Origin of the sequence: Pseudomonas sp. 22082 (assembly GCF_052046055.1) — a bacterium.
Classification (GTDB): Bacteria; Pseudomonadota; Gammaproteobacteria; order Pseudomonadales; family Pseudomonadaceae; genus Aquipseudomonas; species Aquipseudomonas pharyngis.
The window spans coordinates 4,030-26,467 of the sequence record NZ_JBQEQB010000012.1; the positions used below are offsets into that span (position 1 = coordinate 4,030).

Consider the following 22,438-nt stretch of genomic DNA (forward strand, 5'->3'; position numbering starts at 1 on the left):
ATTCGCGAGCAAGCCCGCTCCCACATTGGTTCTGCGAAAAGGTGCAGATTGGTAAAGTGAATGAACTGTTCAAATAATCACCAATTGCCTTGCACCTCTTCAGTCCCTTCTCTACAATTGCGCCCCTTGCTGTGGCGGCAGGCATGCATGTGCCCCGCGCCAGCAAGTCCATAAGTGTCATTCACTCCTTGTCTGACCGTTTTTGAGCGGCAGGCTACAACCCGTAAGGAGCATTCATGCGTCATTACGAAATCATCTTTCTGGTCCACCCTGACCAGAGCGAGCAAGTCGGCGGCATGGTTGAGCGTTACACCAAGCTGATCGAAGAAGACGGCGGCAAAATCCACCGTCTGGAAGACTGGGGCCGTCGTCAACTGGCCTACGCAATCAACAATGTTCACAAGGCTCACTACGTGATGCTGAACGTTGAGTGCACTGGCAAGGCCCTGGCCGAGCTGGAAGACAACTTCCGCTACAACGATGCTGTGATCCGTAACCTGGTCATCCGTCGCGACGAAGCCGTTACCGGCCAGTCCGAGATGCTCAAGGCTGAAGAAAACCGCAGTGAGCGCCGTGAGCGTCGCGAACGTCCTGAGCACGATGGCAGCGCCGATGGCGATGACAGCGATAGCGACAGCGACAACAGCGATAACGCTGACGAGTAATCCACGGACCTTTTAAGGAGCCTATCAAATGGCACGTTTCTTCCGTCGTCGTAAATTCTGCCGCTTCACCGCTGAAGACGTGAAGGAGATCGACTACAAAGATCTCAACACTCTGAAAGCCTACGTATCCGAGACCGGCAAAATCGTTCCAAGCCGCATCACCGGTACCAAAGCTCGTTATCAGCGTCAGCTGGCCACCGCTATCAAGCGCGCCCGCTTCCTGGCCCTGCTGGCCTACACCGACAGCCACGGCCGCTGAGACCGGGCAGTCGACAAGTAGCAAAGGATTGAATGCATGCGTGCCTTAGCTGAGTTCATCATGCGCGGCCGTATGCAGGCCACTCTCGTAGTGGCCGGGTGTGCAACATTGCCGTTGTTGTATTGGTTGGGTGCTGCCGCCGGGAGCCTTGTGCTTCTGCGGCGCGGATTGGCCGACGCCCTGGGCGTCGTGTCGCTGGGACTGCTGCCAGCATTGATCTGGTGGTTGTATGCCGATGACCCACGGGCACTTCTGGTGCTGCTGGGGTCTTCGGGGCTTGCGCTGGTATTGCGCGCAAGCGAGTCCTGGGTCCGTACGCTGCTGGTCAGCGTAGCCATGGGGCTGGTGTTTTCAGTGGTGCTCGGGGCGGTGTTCGCGCCCCAGATCGAGATGCTGGCGCAGGCCTTGGTAAAGGTCATGCCCGCGCTTCTCGGTGATGCCTACCAACAATTGTCGGTAGACGAGCAGGCGCGTTTCGCGTCGCTGATCGCACCGGTCCTGACCGGCCTGATTGCGGCCTTGTTGCAGATCGTCAGCGTGCTGAGCCTGATTGTCGGGCGTTATTGGCAGGCGTTGTTGTACAACCCGGGTGGTTTTGGTCGCGAGTTTCGCGCCATCCGGATCCCGCTGGGACCGGCGATGTTGCTGCTGGCGTTGATGCTTCTGGGCCCGAATCTCGGTGCACAGATGGCCATGTTGACGCCGTTGTGCAGTGTGCCGCTGGTGTTCGCCGGGCTGGCCCTGATTCACGGGCTGGTGGCGCAAAGGCGACTGGCCGGTTTCTGGCTGGTGGGGTTGTACGTGACGCTGTTGCTGTTCATGCAGCTGATCTATCCGTTGCTCGTGGTTCTGGCCATTGTCGACAGCCTGATTGATTTTCGCGGTCGGGTGTCGAAAGACACCGATAACGCGAACGGTGAAGGTTAAAAGTTAAGAGGATTTCCACATGCAACTGATCCTTCTGGAAAAAATCGCCAACCTGGGCAACCTGGGCGACAAAGTAAACGTTAAGGCCGGTTACGGCCGTAACTACCTGCTGCCTTTCGGCAAAGCCACCGCTGCGACCGCTGCCAACCTGGCTGCGTTCGAAGAGCGTCGCGCTGAGCTGGAAAAAGCCGCCGCAGACCGTAAAGCATCGGCTGAAAGCCGTGCTGCCCAACTGGCCGAGCTGGAAGTGACCATCACTGCCACCGCTGGCGACGAAGGCAAGCTGTTCGGTTCGATCGGTACTCACGACATCGCTGACGCACTGACCGCCTCCGGCGTTGAAGTGGCGAAAAGCGAAGTTCGTCTGCCGAACGGCACCATCCGCAACGTGGGTGAATTCGACGTGGCTGTGCACCTGCACGCCGAAGTTGAAGCCACCGTGCGCGTTGTCGTGGTAGCAGCTTAAGCAACACCCTGATCGACTGGCGGCCTGTCCGTCAGACGGTTAACATCGGGCACGATCCTGTTTACAGGTCGTGCCCTTTGTCTTTCTGCACTCCCTGCTTTTCCTGATTAAAAAGTGGCCATGAACGAAATCTCCGCTCCCGAGCAATACGATCTGCAAACCGCTGCGCTGAAGGTGCCGCCGCATTCCATCGAGGCCGAACAGGCCGTGCTCGGTGGTCTGATGCTGGACAACAACGCCTGGGAACGCGTGCTCGATCAAGTCTCCGACGGCGATTTCTACCGGCATGACCACCGTCTGATTTTCCGTGCGATCGCCAAACTGGCCGATCAGAACTTGCCGATCGACGTCGTGACCCTTGCCGAGCAACTGGACAAGGAAGGACAGACTTCGCAGGTCGGCGGCCTCGGTTACCTGGGCGAACTGGCGAAAAACACGCCGTCCGTCGCCAACATCAAGGCCTATGCGCAGATCGTCCGCCAGCGTGCGACGTTGCGTCAGTTGATCGGTATCAGCACGGAAATTGCCGACAGCGCCTTCAACCCCGAAGGTCGCACCGCCGAGGAAATCCTCGACGAAGCCGAGCGGCAGATCTTCGCGATTGCCGAAGCCCGGCCGAAAACCGGCGGCCCGGTGGGGGTGAATGACCTGTTGACCAAGGCCATCGACCGCATCGATACCCTGTTCAACACCGCCGACTCGATCACCGGCCTGTCCACCGGCTACACCGACCTCGACGAGAAGACCAGCGGCCTGCAACCGGCCGACTTGATCATCGTCGCCGGCCGTCCTTCGATGGGTAAGACCACCTTCGCGATGAACCTGGTGGAAAACGCCGTGTTGCGCAGCGACAAGGTCGTGCTGGTGTACTCCCTCGAGATGCCAGGCGAATCGCTGATCATGCGTATGCTGTCGTCCCTCGGTCGTATCGACCAGACCAAGGTGCGTTCCGGCCAGCTGGAAGACGACGACTGGCCGCGCCTGACCTCGGCGGTCAACCTGCTCAACGACCGCAAGCTGTTCATCGATGACACCGCCGGCATCAGCCCGTCGGAAATGCGTGCCCGGACCCGGCGTCTGGTGCGCGAGCACGGCGACATCGGCCTGATCATGATCGACTACCTGCAGCTGATGCAGATCCCGGGCTCCAGCGGCGACAACCGGACCAACGAGATTTCCGAGATCTCCCGATCCCTGAAAGCCCTGGCCAAGGAATTCAACTGCCCGGTAGTCGCCCTGTCGCAGCTCAACCGTTCCCTGGAACAGCGTCCCAACAAGCGTCCGGTGAACTCCGACTTGCGGGAATCCGGAGCGATCGAGCAGGACGCCGACGTGATCATGTTCGTGTACCGGGACGAGGTGTATCACCCGGAAACCGAACACAAGGGCATCGCCGAAATCATCATCGGCAAGCAGCGGAACGGCCCGATCGGCTTCATCCGCCTGGCCTTCATCGGCAAGTACACGCGTTTCGAAAACCTCGCGCCGGGCAGTTACAACTTCGACGACGACGAGTAACGCAACTGATCACGCCAGATGATCAAACAGTTTCTGGGCAACCCTTGGGCTGATGAGTTCTCGCCAGATCCGTTGGTGGGGCCGCCCAGCCTGTTCTTCGCGCTGTTGAAACGAGCTGCCGAGCAGGCGCTGCTCCAGCGTTTTCAGATGTGCACCCTTGACGGTGTAATCCAGCGCAGCGCGGTCTTGCCTGTCGTAATGAAAGTGGGCCTCCCACAATGGTGTGTTGTCCGAGCGGTCCATGATCGAATAGACGTCGAGAAATGACCTGTCTTTGCCCTTGCCAAGTTGCTTGCGCGCCACCGTTTTGACCACCTTGAGCTGGGCGTGATCGAGCAGGAAGCTCAGGCGCGGGACGTCCAGCACATCCTTGTTTTTATACATCCGTATCAGAATGTCCTGGCCTTCGGCGTCCATTGAGTCGCCGGCAGCTTTCAGACGCCCGATCAAACCTGTGGTTTCAGCGTCTACTGCCATTTGATCGAGGGTCTCGAGGCGTTTCGCCAGATCTGTGAGTCGATCCACCTCGGCCCCCAGGTATTCGACAATGGTGGTCGGGTTGTCCCTTCGGTTTTCCATCATCCTTGCCTGGGCAAGATGCGCCTCCACGTTGCCAAGGCGTGCTGTGGCTTCGTTCATCAGCTGAGGTTTGGGAACCGGTGCCGGGGCGGGGCGCACTGGCCGCCATTCACCCTCTCTCTTCTCGTACCGTTGAGGTGGATCGTTCGGTTTGAAGATGTCGGGAACATTGAGCGTGACACTGCCGTCCGCAGCGGTGTCCTGAACGCCCACCAGTACCCGGTAGGTGCCATGTTGACGGGTTCGGAACAACTTTCGCGGCGCTGCGATTTCGGCGGCTCCTGAAGGTTGCGCCGGGAGGAAGTCGAAGTCGATATCATGATCGTCGCCAGGCAGTTCGTTGTTGCTGCCAACCCGATCATAGATTTCATTCAGCCGGGTTTCGATTTTCGATTCGAAGGTATCCATCAGTGACAGTGCCTGATTGACGTACTCTGCCCTTGTAGGGGGTGTCGAAGTGATCAATGCCACCAATCCGGCCCTGTCGCTTTTGATGCTCTCGATCGCCAGTTGCAGCGCGAGAGGTTCGGGATATCCGGAAACTTCGTTCAGGTCATGTTTGAGCAAATGCATCGACATGGCAGTGCGCATGCCATGATTTGACGGGTTTTGTGGATCGTCAGAAATCAGGCGCAGGAAAATGTTGTATTTACTGGTGTTGATCTGGTCAACAGTGGGGATTCCGCGATTCATGTCATCCAGCTCCCCTTGGGCGCTACGATCAGCTTTTAGAATCTGATCCATCACAGCCTGGCGATCGTCCATGATCTTCAGCTTTTTGTTGAGATGGACAAGGTTGCGCTTCAGCGACTCGACGGTAATCACATCCAGGGTTGGCAGAACCCTGCGATCCATGACCGCAATCAATTTGTTGAGGTAGTCGATTCTGTTGATCTGCTGAGCATGAAGCTCGGTTTTGTAGAGCCCGCCAGCCTTGAGCAGTAGCAACCAGTCCTTGTTATCGATCAGTGATTTGACGTAATCGGCCTGCATTCTTGTGTGTTTGATCACATGCACTTCGAGTTCGATCAGCGCGGCTTTCTCGGCGTCACTTCCCTCAGGCAGGTGTTCGGAGCTGGCCCAGAGTTCGCCATAGCGCCTGTTGGATGCGGCCAGGGCATCGAAGGCGTTCCTGATGGGTTCATGCCGTTGAAGCAGATAGGCTTTGCTGTCCTGAGCTTGCGCGTTGCGACGCATGCCACCCTTTAGTCCGTCGAGACTGAAACCCCAAAAACCGTCGGCGGTGCGGGCAATGGCCAGCGTTTCACCGCCCCGACTGGCGCGGTAGATGTTTTCGCTGTCAGTGGCGACAGGATCTTTCGGCTTGACCACCCGCCAGACCTTGTGTGCGGGAGAGGATGCATCGACGTCCTGCATTACTTGATAGGCCTGGCTGTCGATGATCACGTAGCGCTTACCTTCGAAGCTGTGCAGACCGTCACTGTCCGGCGCGACACCGACGAAATTCAGAGGCGTCCTGAACGCTTCCAGTCGACTGGAAGTCAACGCAATGGGTTCAGCCTCGAAATCATCCACCGGATGCCATCGCTTGTTTTGGGGATCCTGAACGAGAACAGGGCCCGAGGGATTCAATTCATTGCTCAGCCTTGCCCGGTAAAGTCGGCTGTCAGGGTCCAGGCCAACCTGCAGGACGCTGCCATCGTACGCATCGACGAACAGTCGCCCCTTGAAGTTTCTGAAGCCTTGCACATCGGCCTCTGGCAGCTGCGACCCGAAACGGATGCGATAGGTATCAAACGAAGGACGTACCGGTGTTGCCCTCGGGGAGGAATGGATTTCGTCGAAGGTCACGGCTGGTGCGGGAGAGATCGTGTCCGGGTCTGCAAATGCCGGAGTCCTGTCCGGTGCAGGTTGAGAAGGGGGGCGGCGTACGACCGGGGGAATCAGAGGCGAAGCGGGGGGCTGTGGTGAACGGTTGGTCGCTGAAGTCGAAGGTGGATTGTGAACTTCGACGGTGGTGACGCCTCTGGAGGGTGGTTTTACAGGCATGTGTATTCATCCTTGAATAAGTCGTGAACCCATTTGTTGAACAAAGTGCTTGGCCGTGGACGAGGCTGAGAGAAACCGACCACAGTCGTCGGAATTGGTCAAAATTTGTGCTATATTCCGCGCCCGCGAATTCAATGAAAGCCAACACCGGTTATCGACATGCAAGCAGCCAAGCCGTTATTTGACTATCCAAAATATTGGGCCGAATGTTTCGGGCCAGCGCCGTTCCTGCCGATGAGCAGGGAGGAGATGGATCAGCTTGGCTGGGATTCCTGCGACATCATCATTGTCACGGGTGATGCCTACGTCGATCACCCGTCGTTCGGCATGGCGATCATCGGCCGGCTGCTGGAGTCCCAAGGCTTCCGCGTCGGGATCATTGCGCAGCCTAACTGGCAGTCCAAAGACGACTTCATGAAGCTCGGCGAGCCGAACCTGTTCTTCGGCGTCGCGGCCGGCAACATGGACTCGATGATCAACCGTTACACCGCGGACAAGAAAATCCGTTCCGACGACGCCTACACCCCGGGCGGCATGGCCGGCAAGCGTCCCGATCGCGCGAGCCTGGTCTACAGCCAGCGCTGCAAGGAAGCCTACAAGCACGTGCCGATCGTGCTCGGCGGTATCGAAGCCTCCCTGCGCCGCATCGCCCACTACGACTACTGGCAGGATCGCGTGCGCAACTCGATCCTGATCGATGCCAGCGCCGACATCCTGCTGTACGGCAACGCCGAGCGGGCGATTGTCGAAGTCGCCCAGCGTCTGTCCTACGGTCACAAGATCGAAGACATCACCGATGTGCGCGGCACCGCGTTCATCCGTCGCGACACTCCCGCGGGCTGGTACGAAGTCGACTCCACGCGCATCGACCGTCCGGGCAAGATCGACAAGATCATCAACCCGTATGTGAACACCCAGGACACTCAGGCTTGCGCGATCGAGCAGGAGAAGGGCCCGGTTGAAGACCCGGAAGAAGCCAAGGTCGTGCAGATCCTGGCCAGCCCGAAAATGACCCGCGACAAGACCGTGATCCGCCTGCCGTCGATGGAAAAGGTGCGTAACGACCCGGTTCTGTACGCCCACGCCAACCGCGTGCTGCACCTGGAAACCAACCCGGGCAACGCCCGTGCGCTGGTGCAGAAGCATGGCGAGATCGACGTCTGGTTCAACCCGCCGCCGATTCCGATGACCACTGAAGAAATGGACTACGTGTTCGGCATGCCTTACGCACGTGTTCCGCATCCTGCGTACGGCAAGGAAAAAATCCCGGCCTACGACATGATCCGCTTCTCGGTGAACATCATGCGTGGCTGCTTTGGCGGCTGCACCTTCTGCTCGATCACCGAGCACGAAGGCCGGATCATCCAGAACCGTTCCGAAGAGTCGATCATTCGCGAAATCGAAGAGATCCGCGACAAGGTGCCGGGCTTCACCGGCGTCATTTCCGACCTCGGCGGCCCGACCGCGAACATGTACCGCATTGCCTGCAAGAGCCCGGAAATCGAATCCGCGTGCCGCAAGCCGTCCTGCGTGTTCCCGGGCATCTGCCCGAACCTGAACACCGACCACTCGTCGCTGATTCAGCTGTACCGCAGCGCCCGTGCGTTGCCGGGTGTGAAGAAGATCCTGATCGCCTCCGGCCTGCGTTACGACCTCGCGGTCGAGTCGCCGGAGTACGTCAAGGAGCTGGTGACCCACCACGTCGGCGGTTACCTGAAGATCGCCCCGGAACACACCGAGGAAGGTCCGCTCAACCAGATGATGAAACCGGGGATCGGCACCTACGATCGCTTCAAGCGCATGTTCGAGAAGTACACCAAGGAGGCGGGGAAAGAGCAGTACCTGATCCCGTACTTCATCGCCGCGCACCCGGGCACCACCGACGAAGACATGATGAACCTGGCCCTGTGGCTCAAGGGCAACGGCTTCCGCGCCGACCAGGTGCAGGCGTTCTATCCGTCGCCGATGGCCACCGCCACCGCGATGTATCACTCGGGCAAGAACCCGCTGCGCAAGGTCACCTACAAGAGCGACGGCGTGACCATCGTCAAGAGCGAAGAGCAGCGTCGTCTGCACAAGGCGTTCCTGCGTTATCACGACCCGAAAGGCTGGCCGATGCTGCGTGAAGCGCTGACCCGCATGGGCCGTGCCGACCTGATCGGGCCGGGCAAGAACCAGTTGATCCCGCTGCACCAGCCGGCCACCGACAGCTATCAGAGTGCCCGTCGCAAAAACTCGACGCCGGCCGGCAGCCACAAGGTCGCGAAAGAGAAGACCACCAAGATCCTCACGCAGCACACCGGTCTGCCTCCGCGCGCCAGTGACGGCGGCAATCCTTGGGACAAGCGTGAACAGGCCAAGGCCGCGGCATTCGCCCGCAACCAGCAGGCCGCCAAGGAGCGCAAGGAAGCGGCGAAAGGCAAAGGCCCGAAACCGGCACGCAAGCCGGTCGTACCGCGCTGAAACACACTTGAGCTGAACAGAACGCCAACCTTCGGGTTGGCGTTTTGCGTTGTGCCTCGCAACATTTGCGTGCAACTGTGCCAAACCATTTCACCGCATCGCCCGATTTTGGTGCTGTACTGCCCTAAGCATTCCGGGAAAGCGCCCAAGCCTCTGCATGGCATAAGTCTTGCGCGCTTTCGAATACGCTTGGGCTCGCAGGAGGCACGCCGTGTCGATTCATGTCGCATTGCATCACGTCACGCATTACCGCTACGACCGCGCTGTCGAACTCGGCCCGCAGATCGTGCGTCTGCGCCCGGCTGCCCACAGCCGTACGCGGATTCTGTCCTATTCACTGAAAGTCTCGCCCGAGCAGCACTTCATCAACTGGCAGCAGGACCCTCAGGGCAACTACCTCGCCCGGCTGGTGTTCCCCGAGAAAACCGCCGAACTGCGGATCGAGGTCGATCTGCTGGCCGAGATGGCGGTGTTCAACCCGTTCGACTTTTTCCTCGAACCCTACGCCGAGAAAATCCCCTTCGCCTACGCCGCCGATGAGCGCAAGGAACTGGCGCCGTACCTCGAAACCCTGCCGCTGACGCCGACATTCAAGGCCTATCTGGACGCCATCGACCGCACGCCGTTGCCGGCCGTGGATTTCCTGGTGGCGCTCAACCAGCGTCTGAGCGAAGACATCAATTACCTGATTCGCATGGAACCGGGTGTGCAGACTCCGGAGCACACCCTCGAACATGCCTCCGGTTCCTGCCGTGATTCGGCGTGGTTGCTGGTGCAACTGCTGCGCAACCTCGGGTTGGCGGCGCGTTTCGTCTCCGGCTACCTGATTCAATTGACCGCCGACGTGAAAAGCCTCGACGGCCCGTCCGGCACCGAAGTGGACTTTACTGACCTGCACGCGTGGTGCGAGGTGTATCTCCCCGGCGCCGGCTGGATCGGCCTCGACGCCACCTCCGGACTGTTCGCCGGGGAAGGGCACATCCCGTTGGCCTGCAGTCCCGATCCGTCCTCGGCGGCGCCGATCAGTGGTCTGGTGGAGCCTTGCGAGTGCGAATTCAGCCACGAAATGTCCGTGGAGCGGATCTGGGAAGCACCCCGGGTCACCAAGCCCTACACCGATGAGCAATGGCTGGCGATCCAGGCGCTGGGCCGGCAGATCGATGCCGATCTGCTGGAAGGCGATGTGCGCCTGACCATGGGCGGCGAACCCACCTTCGTGTCCATCGACGACCCCGACGGCGCCGAGTGGAACACCGCCGCGCTGGGTCCGGACAAGCGCCGGCTCTCCGCCGAACTGTTCCAGCGCATGCGCAAGCATTACGCGCCCAAGGGGCTGGTGCATTTTGGCCAGGGCAAATGGTATCCAGGCGAGCAACTGCCGCGCTGGTCACTGAATTGCTACTGGCGCCGCGACGGTGTGCCGATCTGGCACAACAACGCACTGATCGCCGATGAGCAGCAGGATTACGGCGCTACGGGTGAGCTGGCCGGGCGCTTTCTGGCGAGTGTCGCCGAGCGCCTGAAACTGCCGACACGCTTCGTGTTCCCGGCCTACGAAGACAACTTCTATTACCTCTGGCGCGAGGGCGCCTTGCCGAGCAACGTCAGCGCCGAAGACTCGCGTCTGGAGGAGCCGCTGGAACGTGCGCGACTGCGCAAGGTGTTCAGTCAGGGGCTGGACAAGATCATCGGCCAAGTGTTGCCGCTGGCGCGCACCGCCAAGGGCGATCAGTGGCAGAGCGGGCGCTGGTATCTGCGCGATGAGCATTGCCGGCTTGTGCCGGGGGATTCACCGCTCGGCTATCGCCTGCCGCTGGGCTCGCAGCCCTGGGTGAAGGCAGCGGAGTATCCGTTCATTCATCCGAACGACCCGAACCAGGATTTCCCCGAGCTGCCCGAAACATCGCAGCTCAACGACCACCGTGAGCCGGCTCCGGCAGACGAGCGTGTACCGAAGATCGATGAGTCCGCCGACTGGCTGACCCGCACCGCCTTGTGCGCCGAGGCCCGGGAAGGCCGGTTGTACCTGTTCATGCCGCCGCTGGAGCGGGTCGAGGATTATCTGGAACTGGTCGCGGCCATCGAAGCCACCGCCGAAGAGCTGCATTGTCCGGTGTTGCTGGAAGGCTACGAGCCGCCGAGCGATCCGCGCCTGAGCAATTTCCGCATCACCCCGGATCCCGGCGTGATTGAGGTCAACGTGCAGCCGTCCGCGACGTGGGACGAGTTGGTCGAACGCACCGAGTTTCTGTACGAAGAAGCGCGCCAGACCCGACTGTCCACCGAGAAATTCATGGTCGACGGGCGGCACACCGGCACCGGCGGTGGTAACCATTTCGTGCTCGGCGGCGCGACACCGGGCGACTCACCGTTTCTGCGTCGTCCGGACCTGCTGCGTAGCCTGATCAGTTACTGGCATAACCATCCTTCACTGTCGTACCTGTTTTCCGGTCTGTTCATCGGCCCGACCTCTCAGGCGCCGCGGGTCGACGAAGCGCGCAACGACGCGCTGTATGAACTGGAAATCGCTTTCGCACAAATGCCGGCGCCGGGAGAGGAATGCCCGCCGTGGCTGGTCGATCGCCTGTTGCGCAATTTGCTGATCGACGTCACCGGCAACACCCACCGCGCCGAGTTCTGCATCGACAAGCTGTATTCACCGGACGGCGCCACCGGGCGCCTCGGCTTGCTGGAGTTGCGTGGTTTCGAAATGCCACCCCATGCGCGCATGAGCCTGGCGCAGCAGCTGTTGTTGCGAGCGCTGGTGGCGCGGTTCTGGCGGGAGCCCTATGCGCCGCCGAAACTGGCGCGCTGGGGTACGGAGCTGCACGACCGCTTCATGTTGCCGCACTTCATCGAACAGGACTTCGCCGACGTCATCGTCGAACTCAACAATGCCGGTTACCCCCTGCGTGCGGAATGGTTTGCGGCGCATCTTGAGTTCCGTTTCCCCAAGGTCGGCGATTACGCCGTCAACGGTATCGAGCTGGAATTGCGCCAGGCTCTCGAACCCTGGCACGTGCTGGGCGAGGAGGGCGCGGCGGGCGGCACGGTGCGCTACGTCGATTCATCGCTGGAGCGTTTGCAGGTCAAGCTTACGGGGCTGCCGCCGCAGCGCTATCTGCTGACCTGCAATGGCATCCCGGTGCCGCTGCAACCGACCGGACGGGTTGGCGAGTTTGTCGCCGGCGTACGTTTTCGCGCGTGGCAACCGGCCAACTGCCTGCAACCGACGATCCCGGTGCATGCGCCGCTGGTGTTCGACTTGCTCGATACCTGGATGCAGCGTTCGCTGGGCGGCTGTCAGTACCACGTCGCCCATCCGGGCGGGCGCAATTACGAGACGCTGCCGGTCAACGCCAACGAAGCGGAGAGCCGGCGCATGGCGCGGTTCTTCCGCATCGGACACACGCCGGGGAAACTTCCTGTACCGAACCTGACTATCTCCGACGAACTGCCGATGACTCTCGATTTACGACGTTTTTGATTCGTACACGACGCCCGGATTTTTCGTATATCCGGACGTCATGTGCCTGCGTTAGTCTGACTGTTCCCTGCCGGCTGCCGAGCTTTCCATGCCTGACCTGCTTGACCGCTACCCGCTGACGGCGGGCACCTATCACGAACTGCTCGACGACAGCGGGGCGGTGCGCCCGCACTGGCGGCGACTGGTCGACCATTTGCAGCGCAGCACCACGGCGCACCTGGTGCAGCGTCAGGCATTGCTGACCCGGCAGATTCAGGAAAACGGCGTGACCTACAACGTCTATGCGGATCCGAAAGGCGCGGATCGTCCGTGGGAGCTGGATCTGCTGCCCCACGTGATCGCTGCTGACGAGTGGCAGCAACTGTCCGCCGGAATCGCCCAGCGCTCGCGGCTGCTCAATGCGGTGCTGGCGGATCTGTACGGCCCGCAGCGGCTGATCAGCGAAGGGCTGCTGCCGGCGGAGCTGGTGTTCGGCCACAACAACTTCCTCTGGCCCTGTCAGGGCATTGCGCCGCCGGACGGGGCCTTTCTGCACCTGTATGCCGTGGATCTGGCGCGCACGCCGGACGGACGCTGGTGGGTGACGGCGGATCGTACCCAGGCGCCATCCGGCGCCGGTTATGCGCTGGAAAACCGCACCATCGTGTCCCGCGCCTTCCCCGAGTTGTATCGGGATCTGAAAGTGCAGCATCTGGCCGGATTCTTCCGCACCCTGCAGGAAACCCTCGCCCGTCAGGCTCCCTGCGACGATGACGCGCCGCTGGTGGTGTTGCTGACACCGGGGCGCTTCAACGAGAGCTATTTCGAACATCTTTATCTTGCCCGCCAGCTCGGTTATCCGCTGGTGGAGGGCGGTGACCTGACGGTGCGTGATGCCACGGTCTACCTGAAAACCCTCAGTGGCCTGCGCCGGGTGCACGCGATCCTGCGCCGGCTCGACGATGACTTCTGCGATCCGCTGGAATTGCGCACCGATTCCGCGCTGGGCGTTCCCGGATTGCTGGACGCGGTGCGTCAGGGCCGGGTGCTGGTGGCCAATGCACTGGGCAGTGGCGTACTGGAGTCGCCGGGGCTGCTCGGTTTTCTGCCGAAGATCAATCAGTACCTGTTCGGCGAAGACCTGATCCTGCCTTCCATCGCCACGTGGTGGTGCGGCGAAGCGCCGGTGTTGGCCCAGGCCCTGGAGAAACTGCCGGAGCTGTTGATCAAACCGGCGTTCCCGTCGCAAAGCTTCCCTCCGGTTTTTGGCCGGGATCTGAGCGAAAAACAGCGTGAAAGTCTCGCCGCGCGCATGCAGGCCCGCCCTTATGCCTATGTCGCGCAAGAACTCGCGCAGCTGTCCCAGGCGCCGATCTGGCAGCCCGAGGACGGGCAACTGCAACCCCGGGCGATCGGCATGCGCATGTACGCGGTGGCCAGTCACGACGGTTATCGGGTGTTGCCCGGTGGCCTGACCCGGGTCGCGGCCGAAGCCGATGCCGAAGTGGTGTCGATGCAGCGCGGTGGTGCGAGCAAGGACACCTGGGTGCTGGGGGATCGGCCGCCGAGCGGGGAACAGTGGAAAGCCCAGCGCAATATCGGCGTGCCCGATCTGGTGCGCCGCGATCCGTACCTGCCGTCGCGGGTGGTGGAAAACCTGTTCTGGTTCGGCCGTTACTGCGAGCGCTGCGACGACAGCGCGCGGCTGCTGCGGATCATGCTCGCGCGCTACGTCGACGGCGATGACCCGCAAGCCCTGCAGGCTGCGGTGGATCTGGGCGAGCGGCTGATGCTGCTGCCGGATGAAGGCGAACTGCCGGAACGCTTGCTTGCGGCGCTGCTCGGCGAGGACTGGTCGTTCAGCCTGCGCTCCAACCTGCAGCGCTTGCAGTGGGCGGCTTCGCAAGTGCGCGGCAAGTTGTCCCGGGAAAACTGGCAGGCGCTGGTGGAGCTGCAGCGTGAGGCTTCGGAACTGGACACCGACGAACCTGACTTCGGCGAGCTGCTGGATTTTCTCAACCGGTTGGTGATGTCGCTGGCGGCGCTGTCCGGGTTTGCCCTCGACGACATGACCCGCGACGAGGGCTGGCGCTTCCTGATGATCGGCCGGCGCATCGAACGCCTGCAATTTCTCAGCAGTAGCCTCGCGGGTTTCCTGCGGGGCGCCGGGGCGTTCGATCAGGCCGGGCTTGAGTGGTTGCTGGAGCTGGGCAACAGCAGCATCACCTATCGCTCGCGTTATCTGGCGGTGGCGCAGTTGATTCCGGTGCTCGACCTGTTGCTGTTGGACGAGCAGAACCCCCATGCGGTGCTGTTCCAGTTGAAGCTGGTGACCCGCACCCTCAAGCGGCTGAATGATGACTTCGGTATGCCGAGGGAGGCAGGATTGCCGCCGCTGGTCGAGCGTCTGGCGCGCTTCGACCTGAGCTGTCTGGAAAATCCCCTGTTCGGCGAGTCCAGCGTGCGTGCGGCCCTCGACGGACTGGCGGATTTGCTGCAGGAGATCGCCGACGCCAGCAGTCAGGTGTCGGACCGTCTGGCCCTGCGCCATTTCGCCCATGTCGATGATGTCAGCCAGCGTACGGTGTCCGTCTGATGAGCGCCCATTACCAGATCTTTCACGATACCTGCTATCGCTACGACAGCCCGGTATCCCTGGCCCAGCAACTGGCGCATCTGTGGCCGCGCGAGTGCGACTGGCAGCGCTGCACCGAGCAGCAATTGCTGATCAGCCCGGAGCCGACCACCCGCCGTGACGAGCAGGATGTGTTCGGCAATCCGCTGACCCGCCTGGCCTTCGAACGGCCCCACGATGAATTGCAGGTCAACGCACGGCTGACGGTCGAAGTGCTGGCGCGGCCCGTGGTGGATTTCCAGCAGTCGCCGGCCTGGGAACTGACCCGCAACGCGCTGACCTACAGCAGCCAGCCGCTGTCCGCTTCGTTGCTGGAAGTCTGTCGCTATCGATTTCAGTCGCCCTACGTGCATCTCAAACGCAGCTTCGTCGAGTTCTCGGAGAGCTGTTTCCCGGCCGGCAGACCGTTGATGCTGGGTGTGCAGGCCCTGATGCAGAAGATCTTCAGCGAATTCACCTTCGATGCCGAAGCGACGCAAGTCGCGACGCCGCTGGTGGAAGTGCTGGAGCGCCGACGCGGTGTCTGTCAGGACTTCGCGCATCTGATGCTCGCCTGTGTGCGCTCACGCGGGCTGGCGGCGCGTTACGTCAGCGGCTACCTGCTGACCCAGCCGCCGCCGGGGCAGCCACGGTTGATCGGCGCCGATGCGTCCCATGCCTGGGTCTCGGTGTTTTGCCCGGTGCTGGGCTGGGTGGATTTCGATCCGACAAACAATGTGCAGCCGGCACTGGAGCACATCACCCTGGCCTGGGGCCGGGATTTCTCCGATGTCTCGCCGTTGCGCGGGGTGATTCTGGGTGGTGGCAATCACGACCCGGAAGTTCGCGTCACTGTGTTGCCGCTGGAGGAATGAAGATCAAATGTGGGAGCGGGCTTGCTCGCGAAAGCAATTTTTCAGTCACATCCATGGTGAATGTCACGACGCTTTCGTGAGCAAGCCCGCTCCCACAGGGATTGTGTTCTAGGTTTCAGCAATTTGCTCAGGCGTCGGGGGCCTGGTCTTTCGGTGCCTCAACATCATCATCGGTCGCCACTTCATCGTCAGGATTCAGTGCCGCTTCTTCAGCCATCTGTTTCTTGCGCTGAAGCTTTTCCTCTTTCTTCTGTTCCTTGGCCAGGTCACGTTGACGTTTGGCGAAGGAGTAATTGGGTTTGGCCATGGGCGATCCTCTGGGGTCGAAGGTGAGGTTGAGCGGCGCGTATTCTGCCCTGTATCGGTGCCCGGCGGTTAATCGGGTTTCTGGTCGACCCACTTGGGCGTGACGGTGGGCTTCCAGTGGTCGAGAGCCTCGAGCAGCGTTTGCGGCGATTCACTCACTTGCAGCATGTCACGGTGCGGCGCACGAACGAAGCCTTCGCCGACGATGTGATCGAGAAATGCAGTGAGTTTGCTGTAGAAACCGTTCACTTCCAGCAGGCCCAGCGGCTTGTCGTGGTAGCCGAGCTGGCCCCAGGTCCAGACTTCGAACAACTCTTCCAGGGTGCCGAGGCCACCGGGCAGGGCGATGAACGCATCGCTGAGTTCGGCCATTCGCGCCTTGCGGGCGTGCATGCCGTCGACCACTTCCAGGCGCGTCAGGCTCTTGTGACCGATTTCCTTGTCCATCAGGCTCTGCGGGATGATGCCGATCACTTCGCCACCGGCCGCCAGTGCAGCGTCGGCGACAATCCCCATCAGGCCGACAGCGCCACCGCCGTAGACCAGCGTCAGCTTACGCTCGGCGATAGCTGTGCCGAGGGCGATGGCGGCTTCGGTGTACGCCGGAGTGGTGCCGGCGTTGGCACCGCAAAATACACAAACGGATGTGAGAGACATGCCTTCCTCCTGGGTCAATCGGTCACAGGGTAATGGCTGGCACGTCTTGATCCAAGGGCTAGACTTCGCGTTTCGGGGTTTCACAGGTACCGCTGGCGCCACAGGCGTAAGCAGCGAGCAGACTGCACAACAGGCTGTTGAAGGACATGACGGATGCTCCAGATGAGTGTCGAGCCCTGAAGATACGGCCCGGCCAAACGTCTGGCTGTTAGATTGTTTCGATGAGTGTCATAGCCTGGAAGTTGTATACAATTTTTGACTCAAGTCATAGGAACTTGCGAAGATTTCAGGCAGTCTTCCAACCATTCGTGTTTTGTTAACCCTGCCTTGGAGATTCACCATGTTTTCCAAAGTTGTTGCGGTATCCCTGCTGGCGCTGGCCAGCAGCCAATTGATGGCTGCCGAGTGCAAAACCACCGTTGACTCCACCGACCAGATGTCCTTCAACACCAAGGCCATCGAAATCGACAAGAGCTGCAAGACCTTCACCGTCGAGCTGACCCACTCCGGCAGCCTGCCGAAAAACGTCATGGGCCATAACCTGGTGATCAGCAAAGAAGCCGACATGCAGCCGATCGCCACCGACGGCCTGGCCGCCGGCATCGACAAGAACTACCTGAAGGACGGTGACGAGCGCGTCATCGCTCACACCAAGATCATCGGCGCCAAGGAAACCGACTCGGTGACCTTCGACGTGTCCAAGCTCAAGGCTGACGAGAAGTACGGCTTCTTCTGCTCGTTCCCGGGCCACATCTCGATGATGAAAGGCACCGTGACCCTGAAGTAAGCAACACACGGTCAAAAAAAGCGTCCCGAAGGACGCTTTTTTTATGCCCTGGATTCAAGGCGCAAACGGCATCACGCGTTTGTGATGAGTCTTTTTGTAGGTGTTGACGATGATGTCGAACGCTTCCTGACGCACCGGCTCGCCGTGCAGGAACGCGTCGATCTCGGCGTAGGTCACGCCGTGGGAGGCCTCGTCCGGCTTGCCCGGCGACAGGTCTTCCAGATCCGCCGTCGGCACTTTTTCAACCAGCGATTCCGGTGCGCCGAAGCTGCGGGCGATGGCCCGGACCTGGTTTTTCACCAGACCGCTGAGCGGGGCCAGGTCGCAGGCACCGTCACCGAACTTGGTGAAGAAACCCATCACCGCTTCCGCCGCGTGGTCGGTGCCGATCACCAGACCATGGGCTGCGCCGGCGATGGTGTACTGGGCGACCATGCGCATCCGCGCTTTGGTGTTGCCGAGCACGAAATCCACCGACACCGCGTGCTTGCCTTCGAAGGCAGCGACTTCGCTGGCCAGGGACTTCACTGCCGGGCCGATGTTGACGGTGTGGCGCTCGTCCGGGGCGATGAAGTCCACCGAAGCCTGGGCGTCGTGTTCGTCGAACTGCACGTCGTACGGCAGGCGCACGGCGATGAACTTGTAGGCCTCGTCGCCGGTGCGCTCGCGCAGTTCACGCATGGCGCGCTGGGCCAGCAGGCCTGCGGTCAGCGAATCCACCCCGCCGCTGATGCCCAGCACCAGGGTCTTGAGTCCGGAATTGGTCAGGCAATCCTGGATGAAGGTGATGCGGCGGGCGACTTCCGCTTCGAGGGCCTGGTGATCGGCGAACGGCGGCTGAACGTTGAGCTGTTCAGCAATCTCACGCTGTACGGCTTGCATGAATTCACTCCTTGCTGGAAAGGCTGGAAACGGCAGGAACCTGGAAAACGTGTCGCAAGTAGGCGACGAAATTCGGGTCTTTGCAGTGTGTCTTGCCCGGCTCGTCGGAGATCTTCGCCACCGGTTGGCCGTTGCAGGCGGTCATTTTAAGCACGATGCTCATCGGTTCGACACCCGGAATGTCACAGGTCAGGTTGGTGCCGATGCCGAAGCTGACGTTGATCCGGCCGCGCAGGGCCCGGAAGATCTCCAGCGACTTGGGCAGGGTCAGGCTGTCGGAGAACACCAACGTCTTGCTCATCGGGTCGATGCCGAGCTTGTGATAGTGGGCGATGCATTTTTCGCCCCACAGCACCGGGTCCCCGGAGTCGTGGCGCAGACCGTCGAACAGCTTGGCGAAGAACAGATCGAAATCGCCGAGGAAGGCATCGGTAGTGATGCAGTCTGTGAGGGCGATCCCCAGCAGGCCGCGATACTCGCGAACCCAGCAGTCGAGGGCGGCGATCTGGCTGTCGATCAATCGCGGGCCGAGTTGCTGGTGGGCCATGATCCACTCGTGGGCCATGGTGCCCAACGGTTTCATGTCCAGTTCGCGGGACAGGTGCACGTTGCTGGTGCCGACAAAACGCCCGGGAAAATCGTGCTTGAGCACGTTCACCACTTCTTCCTGCACGCGGTAGGAAAATCTGCGACGTGTGCCGAAATCGGCGACCTGCAACTGCGACAATTCTTCGGCCGAGGCGTTGGCTGTCAGCCAGTCGAACTTGCGGTAGAGCTGTTCGCGGGCCTGTTCCAGCACCGTTTCGCGGTAGCGATAGCGGTTGCGCACTTCGCTGACGATCGCCAGCAGCGGCACTTCAAACAGAATCACATGCAGCCACGGCCCGCGCAGGCGGATGAACAACTCGCCGTTCTCGATGCCGGTGTGCAGGTAGCGCAGGTTGAAACGGAACAGACCGAGGAACCGCAGGAAATCCGGCTTGAGGAACGAGATGCGCTCGAGAAAACTCAACTGATCGGCGCTCAGGCTCAACTCGGCCAGACGCTCGACCTGGAAGCGGATCTCCGCCAGATAAGGGCGCAGATCCTCACTGTTACGGCAACGGAACTCCCATTCGACTTCGACGTTGGGGTAGTTGTGCAGCACCGCCTGCATCATCGTCAGTTTGTAGAAGTCGGTGTCGAGCAGGTTCTGCACGATGCGATCGGCAAACACACTCTCGCTCATAAAGGGGTCTCCAGGCGGACCGCGCGTTGGCGCGGTATCAATCAATGGCGCTAGTGGCGCATATCCGGGGTGGGGATTGCCAGCGATTTTTTGACCGCCACAGGGACTGAATACAACTTCAAACCGGACTGTCGATCTGCTCCAGCATCCACTTCACGAAATCCCGCACCTTGGGCACTTCTGCCGCGTGTTCCGGGTAGGCCAGGTAATAGGCGTCGGTGCTGGGCATTGCATGCTGCCAGGGAATGACCAGTTTGCCGTCGACCAATTCCTCTTCCACCAGAAACCTCGGCAGCAGGGCGACGCCGCAGCCGACCTGGGCGGCGCGGATGCACATATAAAAGGTTTCGAAGCGCGGGCCGTGGTAGCTGTGTTCGGTCTGGTAGCCCTGGCTGTCGAACCAGTCGTGCCACGCTTGCGGGCGGGAAGCATTCTGCAGCAGGACCAGATCGGTGAGTTGCGTTGGATCAGTCAACGGAGTGTCCGGCAGGCTGCTCGGCGCGCAGACGGGCACAAGCTCTTCGCCGAACAGCTTCAGGCACTCGGTGCCGGGGCGCGAACCCTGGCCGAAATAGAACGCCAGGTCGCTGCGCCCTTGCAGCAGATCATCCGCTTCTTGCTCGTTGCACAGGTCCAGATGAATCGACGGATGACGCAGACGCCAGCCCTTGAGGCGTGGCACCAGCCAGCGAGCGCCGAAGGTCGAGGGCGTGGAGACGCGCAGGACTTCGGTTTCGCCGCCGTAGGAACGCAGATAATGAGTCGACATCTCGACCTGGGTCAGGATTTTTCTGACTTCCACCAGGTACAGATCGCCGGCCGGGGTCATCTGCAAACGGCGGCGTACGCGACGGAACAACAAGTGCTGCAGCAATTCCTCGAGCTGCGCCACCTGCTTGCTGACAGCGCTCTGGGTCAGGTTCAGTTCCTCGGCGGCCCGGGTGAAACTCAGGTGCCGGGTCACAGCCTCGAAGCACTGCAACGCGGTGATCGACGGCAAGTGGCGTTTGTTCAGCATGGGCGATCCTTTTCTTGTCTTTCTGCGCAGCATGAATAAACGGAATGATATCTCGCGTAAAGGTCGTTTGTTGCACAGCCTCCCTGACGCTACAACTAAAGGTCTGCCCGGTCGTGAAAACGCGTCCGCACACATTCAGTTTTTTGCTTGAGGAGTGACCCATGGTTGCCGCATTGCTTGATCGTCTAGGTGTGAACCCGGCCCTGTACCAGAACGGCAAAGTGCCGGTGCATTCGCCCATCGACGGCAGCCGCATCGGCGCCGTGAACTGGGAAGGCCCGGCCGAAGTCGAGCAGCACATCAGTCGCGCAGATCATGCGTTCGAACATTGGCGCAAGGTGCCGGCCCCGCGTCGTGGCGAACTGGTGCGTCAGTTCGGCGAAGTGCTGCGGGAATACAAGACCGAACTCGGCGAACTGGTGTCCTGGGAAGCGGGCAAGATCACCCAGGAAGGCCTCGGTGAAGTGCAGGAGATGATCGACATCTGCGATTTCGCCGTCGGCCTGTCGCGTCAGTTGTACGGCTTGACCATCGCCTCCGAGCGTCCGGGCCACCACATGCGTGAAACCTGGCACCCGCTGGGCGTGGTCGGCGTGATCAGCGCGTTCAACTTCCCGGTGGCGGTGTGGGCGTGGAACACCACGCTGGCGCTGGTCTGCGGCAACCCGGTAGTGTGGAAACCGTCGGAGAAAACCCCGCTGACCGCGCTGGCCTGTCAGGCGCTGTTCGAGCGCGTACTGAAGAATTTCAGCGATGCCCCGACGCACCTGAGCCAGGTGATCATCGGCGGCCGCGATGCCGGCGAAGCGCTGGTCGATGACCCGCGTGTTGCGCTGATCAGCGCTACCGGCAGCACCCGCATGGGCCGCGAAGTGGCGCCGAAAGTCGCCGCGCGTTTCGCCCGCAGCATTCTCGAACTGGGCGGCAACAACGCGATGATCCTCGGCCCGAGCGCCGATCTGGACATGGCCGTGCGCGCCATTCTGTTCAGCGCCGTCGGCACCGCCGGTCAGCGTTGCACCACGTTGCGGCGCCTGATCGCCCATGAATCGGTGAAAGAAGAAATTGTCACCCGCCTCAAAGCCGCGTACTCCAAAGTCCGCATCGGCCACCCGCTGGAAGGCAACCTGATCGGCCCGCTGATCGACAAGCACAGCTTCGAAAACATGCAGGACGCGCTGGAGCAGGCGTTGAGCGAGGGCGGTCGGGTGTTCGGCGGCAAGCGCCAGCTCGAAGATCAATTCCCGAATGCCTACTACGTGTCGCCGGCCATCGTTGAAATGCCGGAGCAGAGCGACGTGGTGTGCAGCGAGACTTTCGCACCGATCCTGTACGTGGTCGGTTACAGCGAATTCGAAGAGGCGCTGCGTCTGAACAACGCCGTGCCGCAAGGGTTGTCGTCGTGCATCTTCACCACCGATGTGCGCGAGGCCGAGAAATTCATGTCGGCGGTCGGCAGCGACTGCGGCATCGCCAACGTCAACATCGGCCCGAGCGGCGCGGAAATCGGCGGCGCGTTTGGTGGCGAGAAAGAGACAGGCGGTGGTCGTGAGTCGGGCTCGGATGCATGGCGCGCGTACATGCGCCGGCAGACCAATACCGTGAACTACTCGCTGGAGTTGCCGCTGGCGCAGGGCATTACGTTCGATTGACAGAGTAATCGATGCGACGAAGAAACCTGTGGGAGCGGGCTTGCCCGCGATAGCAATCTTTCAGCC

At 61.0% G+C, this 22,438-nt stretch carries 17 protein-coding genes; 11 read left to right on the top strand and 6 right to left on the bottom strand.

The annotated features are described in order from the left end of the window. Nucleotides 1–236: 236 nt before the first annotated feature. The 5 genes from rpsF (at nt 237) to dnaB (ending at nt 3,835) form a co-directional block, all read left to right on the top strand. Nucleotides 237–665: a 30S ribosomal protein S6 gene (gene rpsF / locus ACTJK9_RS15490; RefSeq protein ID WP_007950702.1), complete on the top strand. Its 429-nt coding sequence runs from the start codon at nt 237–239 to the stop codon at nt 663–665. Nucleotides 666–693: 28 nt separating this feature from the next. Further along, on the top strand, nt 694–924 hold the full coding sequence (rpsR, locus tag ACTJK9_RS15495; RefSeq protein ID WP_002551829.1) for a 30S ribosomal protein S18: 231 nt from the start codon (nt 694–696) through the stop codon (nt 922–924). Between the two features lie 36 nt (nt 925–960). Beyond that, a complete protein-coding gene (locus ACTJK9_RS15500; RefSeq protein ID WP_064593113.1) occupies nt 961–1,851 on the top strand; it encodes a hypothetical protein in 891 nt (296 codons plus the stop codon). Nucleotides 1,852–1,870: 19 nt separating this feature from the next. Further along, the gene (gene rplI / locus ACTJK9_RS15505; RefSeq protein ID WP_003186385.1) at nt 1,871–2,317 is read left to right on the top strand and encodes a 50S ribosomal protein L9; all 447 of its coding nucleotides are present in this window, start codon (nt 1,871–1,873) and stop codon (nt 2,315–2,317) included. A 120-nt stretch (nt 2,318–2,437) separates the two neighbouring features. Beyond that, nucleotides 2,438–3,835, top strand: a complete 1,398-nt coding sequence (dnaB, locus tag ACTJK9_RS15510; protein ID WP_011332193.1) for a replicative DNA helicase — start codon at nt 2,438–2,440, stop codon at nt 3,833–3,835. A gap of 9 nt (nt 3,836–3,844) precedes the next feature. Here dnaB and ACTJK9_RS15515 read toward each other — a convergent pair whose 3' ends face one another. Continuing rightward, entirely contained in the window at nt 3,845–6,424 is a 2,580-nt protein-coding gene (locus ACTJK9_RS15515; RefSeq protein ID WP_440814716.1) for a hypothetical protein, read from the bottom strand. 159 nt (nt 6,425–6,583) lie between these two features. Between ACTJK9_RS15515 and ACTJK9_RS15520 the strand changes: the two genes are divergently transcribed. From ACTJK9_RS15520 to ACTJK9_RS15535, 4 genes are all read left to right on the top strand, one after another. After that, nucleotides 6,584–8,887: a YgiQ family radical SAM protein gene (locus ACTJK9_RS15520; protein ID WP_007950699.1), complete on the top strand. Its 2,304-nt coding sequence runs from the start codon at nt 6,584–6,586 to the stop codon at nt 8,885–8,887. A gap of 211 nt (nt 8,888–9,098) precedes the next feature. Beyond that, the gene (locus tag ACTJK9_RS15525; RefSeq protein ID WP_085611054.1) at nt 9,099–12,374 is read left to right on the top strand and encodes a transglutaminase family protein; all 3,276 of its coding nucleotides are present in this window, start codon (nt 9,099–9,101) and stop codon (nt 12,372–12,374) included. Between the two features lie 88 nt (nt 12,375–12,462). Beyond that, the gene (locus ACTJK9_RS15530; RefSeq protein WP_440814719.1) at nt 12,463–14,949 is read left to right on the top strand and encodes a circularly permuted type 2 ATP-grasp protein; all 2,487 of its coding nucleotides are present in this window, start codon (nt 12,463–12,465) and stop codon (nt 14,947–14,949) included. Beyond that, nucleotides 14,949–15,842, top strand: coding sequence for a transglutaminase family protein (locus ACTJK9_RS15535; RefSeq protein WP_085611052.1), 894 nt, complete (start codon nt 14,949–14,951; stop codon nt 15,840–15,842). The genes ACTJK9_RS15530 and ACTJK9_RS15535 overlap by 1 nt, the downstream gene beginning before the upstream one ends. 127 nt (nt 15,843–15,969) lie before the next feature. On the opposite strand, the gene ACTJK9_RS15540 is transcribed toward ACTJK9_RS15535, so the two are convergent. Together ACTJK9_RS15540 and ACTJK9_RS15545 are read right to left on the bottom strand one after the other, a co-directional pair. Beyond that, nucleotides 15,970–16,149 carry a hypothetical protein gene (locus ACTJK9_RS15540; protein WP_440814723.1) on the bottom strand — a complete coding sequence of 60 codons (180 nt, stop codon included), beginning with the start codon at nt 16,147–16,149 and terminating at the stop codon, nt 15,970–15,972. A 68-nt stretch (nt 16,150–16,217) separates the two neighbouring features. Continuing rightward, entirely contained in the window at nt 16,218–16,805 is a 588-nt protein-coding gene (locus tag ACTJK9_RS15545; protein ID WP_440814725.1) for a TIGR00730 family Rossman fold protein, read from the bottom strand. Between the two features lie 340 nt (nt 16,806–17,145). On the opposite strand from ACTJK9_RS15545, the gene azu reads away from it, so the two are divergent. Further along, entirely contained in the window at nt 17,146–17,592 is a 447-nt protein-coding gene (gene azu / locus ACTJK9_RS15550; RefSeq protein WP_064593127.1) for an azurin, read from the top strand. Nucleotides 17,593–17,646: 54 nt separating this feature from the next. Here the strand turns inward: azu and nadE are convergent, their stop codons facing one another. The 3 genes from nadE to ACTJK9_RS15565 form a co-directional block, all read right to left on the bottom strand. Beyond that, complete coding sequence (gene nadE, locus ACTJK9_RS15555; RefSeq protein WP_039766691.1) at nt 17,647–18,474, bottom strand: ammonia-dependent NAD(+) synthetase; 828 nt, start codon at nt 18,472–18,474, stop codon at nt 17,647–17,649. A 4-nt stretch (nt 18,475–18,478) separates the two neighbouring features. After that, complete coding sequence (gene pncB / locus ACTJK9_RS15560; protein WP_011332202.1) at nt 18,479–19,702, bottom strand: nicotinate phosphoribosyltransferase; 1,224 nt, start codon at nt 19,700–19,702, stop codon at nt 18,479–18,481. 118 nt (nt 19,703–19,820) lie between these two features. Further along, complete coding sequence (locus ACTJK9_RS15565) at nt 19,821–20,720, bottom strand: LysR family transcriptional regulator (protein ID WP_440814729.1); 900 nt, start codon at nt 20,718–20,720, stop codon at nt 19,821–19,823. Between the two features lie 161 nt (nt 20,721–20,881). On the opposite strand from ACTJK9_RS15565, the gene amaB reads away from it, so the two are divergent. After that, nucleotides 20,882–22,372: an L-piperidine-6-carboxylate dehydrogenase gene (gene amaB, locus ACTJK9_RS15570; protein WP_085611048.1), complete on the top strand. Its 1,491-nt coding sequence runs from the start codon at nt 20,882–20,884 to the stop codon at nt 22,370–22,372. Nucleotides 22,373–22,438: the final 66 nt, after the last annotated feature.